Source organism: Streptomyces sp. NPDC057307 (assembly GCF_042667665.1).
In the GTDB taxonomy this organism is placed as follows: domain Bacteria; phylum Actinomycetota; class Actinomycetes; order Streptomycetales; family Streptomycetaceae; genus Streptomyces.
The window spans coordinates 18,511-29,349 of record NZ_JBHUZM010000100.1 but is presented as its reverse complement, the minus strand read 5'-3'; the positions used below and the strand labels follow the sequence as shown (position 1 = coordinate 29,349).

Here is a 10,839-nt window from a genome sequence, read left to right as displayed (position 1 = left end):
GGCGGGGGGTTCCTGGTTTTCGGGGGGGGGCTGCTGTGGGTCGGGCCGCGGCCGCCCGCACCGGGCGGCAGCGGGGCCCGCGCCAAGGGCGTGCGGCAGGCGTTCGCGGCGGTCGGCGACGGGGTGCGCTACATCCGGGGGCACCGGCTCATCGTCGGACTGCTCCTCATCGACGCGGCGGCGATGGTCTTCACGATGCCGCAGGCCCTCTACCCGGTGCTGGCCGACGAGCAGTTCGGCGGTGGCCCGGGCGTCGTCGGCCTGCTGTACGCCGCCCCCGCGCTCGGCGCCCTCGTCGGCGCCGCGACCAGCGGCTGGACCGCCCGCGCCGGCGGCCACGCGCTGATCGGAGCCGTACTCCTGTGGGGTGTCTCGCTGACCGGCTTCGGGCTCACCTCGCTGCTGCCGCTCGCCCTGGTCCTGCTCGCCCTCGCCGGACTCGGCGACCTCATATCCGAGACGCTGCGCTCCGCGCTCCTCCAGCACGGCACACCGGACGGTCTGCGGGGCCGGGTCAGCAGCCTGTGGATGGTCCAGGCGACGGTCTCACCGGCGCTCGGCAACGCGGCGGTCGGGTTCCTCGCGGAGCTGACGAGCGCGTCGGCGGCCGTCGTGACCGGGGGAGTGGTCTGCGTGGTGGCCGCGCTCGCGGTGGCGGCCGCGTTCCCGGCGCTCCGCCGGGCCACGCTCGCGTCGCCGGGCCGCTGACCGCTGGCGGCACATGGAAGGACCCCCGCGAGTCATGTCCTCGCGAGGGTCCTTCGTCATTCCGTCCGCAGGTGAAGGTTGAGAAGACGATCACGAGCAGGACGCCTGTGGGGGTGGCGGCGCCGCGTCAGGGGGCCAGGAGCAGGACGTTGTCCCGCTCCTTCGCCGCCGCGTAACGCTTCGCCACGTCCTGCCAGTTGACGACGCGCCACATCGCCTCGATGAAGTCCACCTTCTGGTTCTTGTACTGAAGGTAGAAGGCGTGCTCCCAGGCGTCGAAGACCAGGACCGGCACGGATCCCTGTCCGACGTTGCCCTGGTGGTCGTAGACCTGCTCCACGATCAGCCTGCCGCTGACCGGCTCGTACGCCAGGACGCCCCAGCCGGAGCCCTGCGTCGTCGCCGCGGCCTTCGTCAGCTGGGCCTTGAAGCCGGCGAAGGAGCCGAAGGACTCGGTGATCGCGTCCGCGAGATCACCGACACCGTCGGCCGCCAGCGGCTCGCCGCCGCCGTTGTCGCCCGTCATGTTGTGCCAGTAGATCGAGTGGAGGATATGGCCGGAGAGATGAAAGGCGAGGCTCTTCTGGAGGCCGTTGATCGCGCCCCAGGACTCTTTGTCGCGCGCCTCGTCCAGCTGCTCCAGGGTGTCGTTCGCACCCTTCACGTACGCGGCGTGGTGCTTGTCGTGGTGCAGCTCGACGATCTGGGGATTGATGACCGGTTCGAGCGCCGCGTAGTCGTAGGGAAGTTCGGGGAGTGTGTAGATGGCCATGGCCGAGCCCTCTCGCTGCTTATTGCACATCCTATGCAACTGCACGCTAACAGCAAGAGGGCCCCGAGTTGATCAGGCGCCGGTCCTAGGACCGGTCGGCCGCCGGGCCGGCGAGCGCGTCCCGCGCAATCGCCGCGATGTCGGGGTAGTCCGTCACCACGGCGTCCACGCCACGGCCGAAGTGCAGCGCGTACTCCGCGAAGGCGTCACCGAACTCGTTGGGATTCGTACCGCGCCGGAACTGCGCGGGCAGGTACTGGTTCTCCGCGCGGAAGGTGTACGCGCCCACCTTCAGACCCGCCCGGTGCGCGTCCGCCAGCAGGGTGAACGGCTCCACGACGGACGACTTGTCCGGGCCGATCCAGTCCGCGTACCGCGCGATCTTCCGCAGCCCCTCCGCCGTCATCATGTCCTTGTACGTCGTGGGGTCACCCGCCGCGACCAGGTCGTACGGCGCGCCCGTCGTGCCCAGCGCCTGCCAGAGCGGCAGCCGCAGCCGCTCCTCGGCGAACGCGGCGAGGCTGCTGGGCTCGAACGACTGGACCACGCACTCGTCGGCGTCCAGCCGGTAGCGCCGCACGATCCGCGCCAGCGCCGGCTCCAGGGGCAGCCCGATGGAGCGGAAGTAGGTGGGGTGCTTGGTCTCCGGGAAGACGGCGATCCGGCGGCGATGGCGCCGGGACAGCTCGCGGGCCAGCTTCACGACCTCCTCGAAGGTCATGACCGGCTCGCGGCCGTCGAAGACGGTGTTGCGGTTACGGATCAACGGCAGCCGCTCCACGGCCCGCAGGGTCTTCAGCTCGGCCAGCGTGAAGTCCTCGGTGAACCAGCCGGTCACCGGCCGCCCGTCGACGGTCTTCGTCGTCCGCCGGTCGGCGAACTCCGGGTGCTTCGCGACGTCCGTCGTCCCCGCGATCTCGTTCTCGTGCCGCACGACCAGGACATGGTCCTTGGTGGGCACGAGGTCGGGCTCGATCCAGTCGGCACCGGTCTGCACGGCGTAGGTGTAGGCCGCCGCCGTGTGCTCGGGCCGCCAGCCGGCGGCGCCCCGGTGACCGATGACGACGGGACGGCCGGAACCGCCGGGCCGCCCCGACGATCCCGCGGCGACCGCCGCCGTGACGGGCAGCGCGGTCGCGGCGGTGGCGGCGCCGGCCGCGAGCAGTATCGAGCGGCGTCTGGGCTGTGCGGGCATACGGGGTCTCCCTCGTGAGGCTCGTGAACGGTGGTCGGCGGCAGCACGATAGACAGGTGGCCAGGGCGAGTTGGCACGATGCACGGCGGATTCACCGGCTGTGCGACGGGTGGACACGCGGGGTTCACCGGGGGTGGGCCGGGGGCCTTCTGGACCGGGTCCTGTCCGGCGGATCCTCGGGGATCGGCGCGGGCCCGCCGCGGAGCGGCTGGAGCCCCGCTGGTGCGGTGCGTCGCAAGGCGGAGGATCGGCGCGTTGTGCATGGCCCGGCCGTACGGGGGCGACTGACGACAACGCAGGGGCCACCTCCCGCAGCCCTCTCGGGGCCCACGGGGGAGAGGCGCCGCCCGTCGCGGCGTAGGCCGTCGTACGGGCGTGGCCGTGCCGGCTCGGCACCTGCCCTGCCGGGCTCCGACGTGCGGCCCGCGCCCGGCGGACCCCACCGCTCCGACGTGCTGCCCGCGCCCGGCGGACTCCACCGCTCCGGCGAGCGGCCCGCGCCCGGCGGACTCCACCGCTCTGACGTGCTGCCCGCGCCCGGCGGACCCCACCGCTCCGGCGAGCGGCCCGCGCCCGGCGGACCCCACCGCTCCGACGTGCTGCCCGCGCCCGGCGGACCCCACCGCTCCGACGTGCTGCCCGCGCCCGGCGGACCCCACCACTCCGGCGCCCGCCGTGCCGCGCCCGCACACCGTCGCCCGCACCCGCTCACCTCCTACGAACCGCCCCGCCCCCGCGCCGCCCCCAGGCGGGCCAGGTGGTCCTCGTAGCCCTTCGCGTAGTACGCCGCCCGGTCCGGGTCCGGGGTCACCATCGCCGTCGGGGTTGTCCATGCCGCGACGTCCAGTGGGACTCCGTGGCGCGCGGCCGACGCGAGAACCGCGCCCCGTGCGCCCACCTCGCCCTCCACGATCCGCAGCGGGCGGCCCAGCACATCCGCGAACAGCCGCATCCACGCGGGGCTTCGCGTGCCGCCGCCGCACACCGCCAGGGTGCCCGTCAGGCCCGCCGCCTCCAGGCAGTGCCGGGCGGCGTAGGCGATGCCCTCGCACGTGGCGCGGATCAGATCGGCCGGCGTCGACTCCAGCGAGACACCGGTCAGTTCGGCCCGTAGCGCCGGGTCGACGAACGGCGCGCGCTCGCCGGACGGCGCGAAGTAGGGGAGCACCCTGACCCCGCCCGCGCCCGGCTCCACCGTGTCGAGCAGCGCGTCCACCTGCGCGTGGTCCGTGCCGGTCGTCGTGAGCACCCAGTCGAGCGCGGCGGTCCCGACCATCGCGGGCATGGCGCGCAGCCAGTGCCCCGGCCGGTCCGTCGAGATGTGCAGCCCGCCCGGCTCGCCGTCCAGGTCGAGCGTGTCCGTCGCGACGAGCGAGGCCAGACAGGTGCCGATGATGAGCAGCCCGTCGCCCGGCTCGGTGACCCCCGCGCCCAGCGCGCTGGCCGCCAGGTCGTACGGCCCGTTGGCGATCCGTACGCCCGAGGGCAGTTCACCGGTCGCGACCGGATCGCTGACCGGGGCCAGCAGCCCCGCCCGGTGCGAGAGCCCCAACTCCGCGAGCACATCGCCGGAGTACGCCCGTGTCCTCGGGTCCAGGAACGGCATCGACGCGTCCGAGACGTCCGTCGCCCGTACTCCGGTCAGCCGCTGGAAGACCATGTCCTTGCAGTACAGCGCCGTCGTCGCCGCGTCCAGCGCCGCCGGCTCGTGACGGTCGAGCCAGGCCAGCACGGGACCCGGGCAGCCGGGGAACATCGCGCTGCCGCTGCGGCGGAACACCGACTCGAAGACACCGGACGCGAGCCACGCGTCCACGAACTCGTGGGCCCTGCCGTCCATCCAGGAGATCGCGGGCCGCACCGGGCGCCCCTCCGCGTCGACCAGCCAGACCCCGTCGCCCTGGCCGGTGAGCCCGGCCAGCTCGACCGGCTCGGGCAGGGCGGCGGTGAGCGTGCCGAGGGCGTCGACGACCGCGTCGTACAACTCCTCCATGTCCTGCTCGACATGGCCGCCGTGGATGTCGAGGCGTACCGGGCGGGACTCGACGGCCAGGGCGCGGCCGGCGGCGTCGAAGGCCGCGGCCTTCACCGTGGATGTGCCGACATCGATACCGACGTACATCACGCTCTCCTCAGATCGGTCGCCCCCACGTGTCCCCCACGTCGCCCACACGTCGCCCCACGTCGGGCACTGCACCGGGCACTACGTCAGGCAGTGCGCCAACGGCTCGCCCTTGGCGTAGCGCGCCACCTCCGCCGACGCGATCCGCGCCGCCTTCCGCGCCACGGCCTTGCTCGCCCCGCCCAGATGCGGGGTCAGCACCAGATTCGGGGTGCCGCGCAGCCGCGAGCCGGCCGGCAGCGGCTCCTGCTCGTACGTGTCGAGCGCCGCCGTCGCGAGCTGTCCGCTGTCGAGCGCGTCGCACAGCGCGTCCGTGTCGAGCAGCCCGCCGCGTGCCACGTTCACCAGCGCCGATCCCCGTGGCATCAGGGCGAGTTCGGCCGCGCCGATCAGCCCCCGGGTCTCCGGCGTGAGCCGCGCGTGCAGCGTGACGACGCTCGACCGGGACAGCAGCGCCTGGAGCGACGGGGACCGCATGCCGTGCACGTCGCCGCGTACGTACGGGTCGTACACCTCCACCTCGGCGCCGAACGCCGTCAGCACCCGGGCGACCCGGCTGCCGACCGCGCCGTAGCCGATCAGCCCCACCGGGGTGTCCTCCAGCTCCGGGCCGCAGCGCGAGTACGTGTAGTGGCCGGCGTCCCACTCCCCGTCCAGGTACAGGGAGTTGTGCGCCTCCGGGATGCGCCGCAGCGCCGCCAGCATCATCCCGATCGTGAACTCGGCGGTGGCCGCCGCGTTGCGCCCCGGCGCGAAACAGACCTTGATGCCGCGCGCCCGCGCCGCCTCGACATTGACGTTGACCGGGCCGCCCCGGCACACGGCGATCATCCGCAGCGCGGGCGACGCGGCCAGCACCCGCTCGGTGAAGGGACCCATCTGGGTCACACAGACCTCGGCCCCGTCCAGCGCCTCGATCAGCGCGTCCTCGGAGTCGTTGGCCTCGTCGACCTCGGCGACCTTGCCGAAGGGCGTGAGCGGCCAGGGGAGGGTGAGTTCGGTGATCTCGGCCGGGGCGGCGACATCGTGCCGCAGGGCCTCGGTGATCAGGGAGTTGAGGACGAAGTGGTCACCGGCGGCGAGGATCTTCACGTCAGGGCATCTCCTGTCTCGGCGTCGAACACGTGCGTGTGCTGCGGGTCGGCGGTGACGCGCACGGTGTCGTCCCGGTCCAGGCGGATCTCCGGGCCGGTCTCCACGACGAGGGGTTCCGCGACGCCGTCGAGCGTGAGCGTGGCGATTCCGGACTCCAGGAGCGGCTCATGGGCGCTGACCGTAGCCCGTACGGCGCCGTCCGGACCGTCGCCCCACCCGGTGTCCCCGGTCCCGGGCCCCGGCTCACCCTCCCGGGTCAGCCGCAGGTCCTCCGGACGGATGCCCAGCACCACCGCGCGGCCGGCGGGCGGACCGGCCGGGCACGGGAACCGCACCGAGGGACCGAGCCGTACCCACCCGCCGGCCTCCACGACGCCCGGCAGCAGATTGATCGCCGGCTCCCCCACGAAGTCGGCGACGAACACATTCGCCGGGGCGTCATAGATCTCGTACGGCGTGCCGAGCTGCTGGATCACACCGTCCTTCATCACCGCGATCCGGTCGGCGAGCGACAGCGCCTCCTCCTGGTCGTGCGTGACGAGGATCGTCGTATGGCCCAAGTCCCGCTGGATACGCTTGAGTTCACGGCGGGTCGTGTCGCGCTGCGCGGCGTCCAGATGGGACAGCGGCTCGTCCAGGAGCAGGACGTCGGGCTCCCGGATCAGCGCCCTCGCCAGCGCGACACGCTGCTTCTGGCCGCTGGACAGTCCGGCGGGCCGGGCGGCGAGGAGGTCGGTGAGACCGATCCGCTCCGCCATGTCGGCGACCCGCCGGGCCCGTTCCCTGCCCCCGTGCAGGCCGCGGGCCGCGAGCCCGAAGCCGAGATTCTCCGCGACGGTCAGCGGCGGGTAGAGCGCGTAGTTCTCGAAGGCTACCCCCATGTTGCGCTGCTGCGCCGGCAGACCGACGACGGAGTCGCCGCCGACCAGGATGTCGCCGCCCGTGACCTCCTCCAGGCCGGCGATCATCCGCAGCGTGGTGGACTTGCCGCAGCCGGACGGTCCGAGCAGCCCCAGCAGTTCGCCCGAGCGCAGCTCGATGTCGATGCCGCGCACCGCGTCGACGGCGGGACGGCCACGCGCCACGTAGGTCTTGCGCAGAGCGCGCAGAGAGAGGTCAGTCACCGCCCACCTCGCAGACTTGGTAGGGGACCTTGTGCTCGTCGAGGTCGCGCAGTGCCTCCGCGGAGGCGCCGGCGTCGACGAGCACCAGGTCGAACGCGGAGAGCGGGGCCAGCCGGTGCAGGGCGACCCGGCCGAGTTTGGAGTGGTCGAGCAGCAGGACGTTCCTGGCCGCCGAGCCGAGCATCGCCCGCTTCACGGAGACGATGTGCTGCTCCTGGTGGTAGGCGAAGCCCCCGGAGACGGCGGAGGTGGAGGTGAAGCAGACGTCGACCTGGAGGGACTGCACGGCCTCGACGCAACTGACGCCGAGGAAGGAGGAGTGCAGGGGGTCGTAGTCGCCGCCGAGCGCCATCAGATGGATACCGCGCTCCCCGGAGAGCAGGTTGATCGCCTCCAGGAAGTTGGTGACGACGGTGAGCGGGGTGATGGAGCCGAGCCGGCGCGCTATCTGCAGGGTGGAGGTCGAGTCGTCCAGCATCACCGCCATGCCGGGCTCGATCAGGGTCAGCGCGTGCCGCGCGACCGCCGCCTTCTCCTCGTGCATGGCCTTGAGCCGGAAGGCGACGTTCGACTCGAACACGCCGGACGGCTGGGCGGTCACGCCGCCCCTGAACTTCCTGACGATTCCCTGCCGTTCGAGTTCGTCCAGGTCCCGGTGGATGGTCATCAGACTGACGTCGAAGCGTGTCGCCAGCTCGGCGGCGGTGCCCTCACCCTGGGCGAGGACGTACTCGGCTATCGCCGCCTGGCGCGGGGCGGGGCCGCGTTGCTGCTGGGTGCTCATGCGCTGATCCTTCGTCCTGGACGCTCCGGCCGGTCGGCCTCGAACAGGAGCAGGTTCTCAGGCCGGACGGAGAGCCGCACGGGGTCGTCCACGCGCAGACCGGCCGCGGCGGCGCGCGGGGCGACGAGCGACAGTTGCCGGGAGCCGAGCCGGACGGTGACCTCGGTGGCGCGGCCGAGTACCTCGGTGACATAGACGGTGCCGGTCAGCTCAAGCGCGCCGCTCTCCTCGCCCAGGGTGATGTCCCTCGGCCGTACACCCAGCCGCACCGCCGTGCCCGGCGCCGCCGGTACGTCCACCGCCAGCTCGAAGCCGCCCTCCGCCGACCCGAAGTGCCCGTCCGCGGTGACCGTCCCCGGCAGCAGATTGATCAGCGGACGCCCGAAGGCGCCGGCGACGAACGTGTCGTACGGCCGGTGCCAGATGTCCTCCCGGGTCCCGGTCTGGACGATCCGCCCGTCCCTGATCACCCCGATCCGGTCACCGAGCGCCAGCGCCTCCACCGAGTCGTGCGTGACATACAGCGTCGTGGTGTGCCGGACGTCGCCGATGGCCTTCAATTCGGCGCGCATCGCCTGGCGGAGTTTGGCGTCGAGGTGGGAGAGCGGCTCGTCGAGGAGGAACGCGCGGGCGGGCCGTACGAGCACCCGGCCGAGCGCCACCCGCTGCCGCTGCCCGTTCGACAGCGCGCCGACCGGCCGCTCCAACAGCTGCTCGATACCGAGGAGTTCGGCGATCTCCTGGATCCGGACGCGGGCCTCGGCGGCCGGCAGCCGGTACTTGGGTGAGCGCAGCGGCGAGGCGAGGTTGTCGTAGGCGGAGCGGTGCGGATAGAGCGCGTACGACTCGAAGCACATGGCCACGCCCCGGTCGTACGGCTCGACGCCGGTCATGTCCCGGCCGCCCAGCTCGACGGTGCCGGAGTCGGGCTCCTCCAGACCGGCGACGGTCTTGAGCGTGGTCGTCTTGCCCGCGCCGGAAGGCCCGAGCAGACAGAAGAACTCGCCCTCGGCGACGTCCAGTTCGATGCCGTCGAGCGCGGGGTTACGCCCGTACGACTTGTGGACGCCGCGCAGCGCGATCGAGGCGGTGCCGGACGCGGCCGGGGTCATGACTTCACCGCCCCGAACGACAGCCCCCGCACCAGATACCGCTGGATCGTCAGCGCGAGGAGCAGCGGCGGGATCACCGACACCAGCGCGGCGGCGGCCGTCAGGTTGTACTTGGGCCGGTCGCCGCCGAGGAACGACAGCGCGCCCACGGTCACGGTCTGTGCCTCCGACGAGGTGAGGATCAGCGGGAAGACGAAGTTGTTCCACGCGAAGATGAAGGCCAGCAGCGACACGGCGGCGATGCCCGGCTTCACCAGCGGCAGCGCGACACGGAAGAACGCCTGTTTGCGGGTGTAGCCGTCGAGCAGCGCCGCCTGCTCCAACTCCGGTGACAGATCGGCGAAGTACGACCGCATGATCCATACGATCAGCGGCAGCGTGACCAGTTGCAGCACCCAGATCATGCCGACGTACGTGTCGAAGAGACCGAGCTGCTGGTAGAGCACGAACAGCGGGATGATCACGGTCAGTTCGGGCGCGAAGCGGAACGACAGCAGGGTGAACATCAGATTCTCCGAGCCGCGGAACCGCCAGCGCGCGGCGGCGTACGCGGCGGGCAGCCCGATCACCAGGGAGAGCCCGACCGCCCCCAGCGACACCACCAGGCTGTTGAGGAAGAACCGTACGAACGGCACGCCCTCGTCCTGGCCCGCGCCGAGCACCGTGCGGTAGGAGTCCAGGGTCGGGGTGAAGGAGAAGTAGGTGCTGAACAGTTCGTTCGCGGGCTTCAGGGAGAGGATGACCATCCAGGCGACGGGGAAGAGCGCGAAGAGGAAGTAGAGGATCAGGGCGCCGTCGGCGGCGATCCCCAACACCCGCCGCCTGACCGCGCCGTTCGGCTTCGTTCCTGTCTGACGACGCGCCTGGCTTCTCGTCACTTCGGCACCTCCGCGGCCCGGTTCTGGATCCGCCCCAGATAGCGCACCAGCACCATCGCCGCCAGATAGACCACCGCCCACAGCACGATCATGTAGCTCAGCCCGAACGAGTAGCGCTGGAAGCGGATCGCCTCCAGATACGCGCGGATCTGGAGCACCACGGTGGAGTCGCCGGGGCCGCCCTCCGTCAGGGCGTAGATGATGTCGAAGACCTTCAGCGAGTCCATGAACCGGAAGATCACGGCGACCAGGACGTACGGCCACAGCATCGGCATCGTCAGTTTGCGGAAGGTGAACCACCATCCCGCGCCGTCGACCGCCGCCGCCTCGAACGGGGAGGCGGGCAGCGAGCGCAGCCCGGCGAGCGCCAGGATCGCGACGAACGGCGTGTAGACCCACACATCCACGGCGATCGACGACAGCAGCGCGCCCGTCGGGGTGTCCGTCCACTGCACGCCGCCCAGGCCGAACGGCCGCAGCAGATAATTCACGACACCGACCGACGGCTGCAGCATCAGCTTCCAGATGATCGCGGCGATCACCGGCGCGATCATCAACGGCAGGATGAGGACCTTCTCCAGCACCCGCCCGACCAGCGTCGAGCGGTGCAGCAGCAGGGCCACGGCGACGCCGAGCACCGTCTCGACGGCGGCGGCGCCGACCGCGTACAGCACCGTCACCCACGCCGAGTCCCAGAAGGAGGAGTCGGTGAAGATCCGCCGGTAGTTCTCCAGGCCGACGAAGTCCGGCTGCGGCTTGCTCGCCGCGAAGTCGAACACCGTGTAGTACAGGCCGAGTCCGAAGGGGTAGAGGATCCCGCCGGTCAGGAGGAGGGCGGGCACGATGAGCAGATACGGCCGCAGGGTGCGCCGCCACCGGGGCACGCTCCGTCCCTCGCCGCCCGCCGCGCCCCGCTCCGAGCCAAGCTCGGGCGGGGGAGCGCCCGAGCCCGGTCCCGCGGCCGACGCCTTTTCAGGGGCGCCGGCCACGGCCGCGTCGTCGGATGAGGCCGCCCCGTGATCGGCCTCCGTCGACGAGGACATGGGGTG

Annotated in this window: 10 protein-coding genes; 1 reads left to right on the top strand and 9 read right to left on the bottom strand. The window is 72.0% G+C overall.

What is annotated here, in order from left to right:
- Positions 1-708 (top strand): MFS transporter (locus ACFUN8_RS27250; protein ID WP_383642836.1); only part of this gene is annotated, 708 nt, incomplete at its 5' end.
- A 127-nt stretch (positions 709-835) separates the two neighbouring features.
- On the opposite strand, the gene ACFUN8_RS27245 is transcribed toward ACFUN8_RS27250, so the two are convergent.
- The 9 genes from ACFUN8_RS27245 to ACFUN8_RS27205 form a co-directional block, all read right to left on the bottom strand.
- Complete coding sequence (locus tag ACFUN8_RS27245; RefSeq protein ID WP_383642833.1) at positions 836-1,480, bottom strand: superoxide dismutase; 645 nt, start codon at positions 1,478-1,480, stop codon at positions 836-838.
- A gap of 85 nt (positions 1,481-1,565) precedes the next feature.
- The gene (locus ACFUN8_RS27240) at positions 1,566-2,675 is read right to left on the bottom strand and encodes a glycerophosphodiester phosphodiesterase family protein (RefSeq protein WP_383642830.1); all 1,110 of its coding nucleotides are present in this window, start codon (positions 2,673-2,675) and stop codon (positions 1,566-1,568) included.
- Positions 2,676-3,390: 715 nt separating this feature from the next.
- Complete coding sequence (locus ACFUN8_RS27235) at positions 3,391-4,797, bottom strand: FGGY family carbohydrate kinase (protein ID WP_383642827.1); 1,407 nt, start codon at positions 4,795-4,797, stop codon at positions 3,391-3,393.
- 81 nt (positions 4,798-4,878) lie between these two features.
- Complete coding sequence (locus ACFUN8_RS27230) at positions 4,879-5,889, bottom strand: 2-hydroxyacid dehydrogenase (RefSeq protein WP_383642824.1); 1,011 nt, start codon at positions 5,887-5,889, stop codon at positions 4,879-4,881.
- A complete protein-coding gene (locus tag ACFUN8_RS27225; RefSeq protein WP_383642821.1) occupies positions 5,886-7,016 on the bottom strand; it encodes an ABC transporter ATP-binding protein in 1,131 nt (376 codons plus the stop codon). Before ACFUN8_RS27225 ends, ACFUN8_RS27230 begins: the two co-directional genes overlap by 4 nt.
- Positions 7,009-7,800, bottom strand: coding sequence for a DeoR/GlpR family DNA-binding transcription regulator (locus ACFUN8_RS27220; protein WP_383642818.1), 792 nt, complete (start codon positions 7,798-7,800; stop codon positions 7,009-7,011). The genes ACFUN8_RS27225 and ACFUN8_RS27220 overlap by 8 nt, the downstream gene beginning before the upstream one ends.
- Positions 7,797-8,912, bottom strand: a complete 1,116-nt coding sequence (locus ACFUN8_RS27215; RefSeq protein WP_383642815.1) for an ABC transporter ATP-binding protein — start codon at positions 8,910-8,912, stop codon at positions 7,797-7,799. Before ACFUN8_RS27215 ends, ACFUN8_RS27220 begins: the two co-directional genes overlap by 4 nt.
- Positions 8,909-9,790: a carbohydrate ABC transporter permease gene (locus ACFUN8_RS27210; RefSeq protein WP_383642812.1), complete on the bottom strand. Its 882-nt coding sequence runs from the start codon at positions 9,788-9,790 to the stop codon at positions 8,909-8,911. The genes ACFUN8_RS27215 and ACFUN8_RS27210 overlap by 4 nt, the downstream gene beginning before the upstream one ends.
- Entirely contained in the window at positions 9,787-10,833 is a 1,047-nt protein-coding gene (locus tag ACFUN8_RS27205) for a carbohydrate ABC transporter permease (protein WP_383642809.1), read from the bottom strand. Before ACFUN8_RS27205 ends, ACFUN8_RS27210 begins: the two co-directional genes overlap by 4 nt.
- Between the last annotated feature and the right edge of the window lie 6 nt (positions 10,834-10,839).

Excerpts from the sequence above, each read along its gene's own strand:
- ACFUN8_RS27245 (WP_383642833.1), bottom strand. The coding sequence starts at position 1,480 with ATGGCCATCTACACACTCCCCGAACTTCCCTACGACTACGCGGCGCTC.
- ACFUN8_RS27240 (WP_383642830.1), bottom strand. The coding sequence starts at position 2,675 with ATGCCCGCACAGCCCAGACGCCGCTCGATACTGCTCGCGGCCGGCGCC.
- ACFUN8_RS27235 (WP_383642827.1), bottom strand. The coding sequence starts at position 4,797 with ATGTACGTCGGTATCGATGTCGGCACATCCACGGTGAAGGCCGCGGCC.
- ACFUN8_RS27220 (WP_383642818.1), bottom strand. The coding sequence starts at position 7,800 with ATGAGCACCCAGCAGCAACGCGGCCCCGCCCCGCGCCAGGCGGCGATA.
- ACFUN8_RS27215 (WP_383642815.1), bottom strand. The coding sequence starts at position 8,912 with ATGACCCCGGCCGCGTCCGGCACCGCCTCGATCGCGCTGCGCGGCGTC.
- ACFUN8_RS27205 (WP_383642809.1), bottom strand. The coding sequence starts at position 10,833 with ATGTCCTCGTCGACGGAGGCCGATCACGGGGCGGCCTCATCCGACGAC.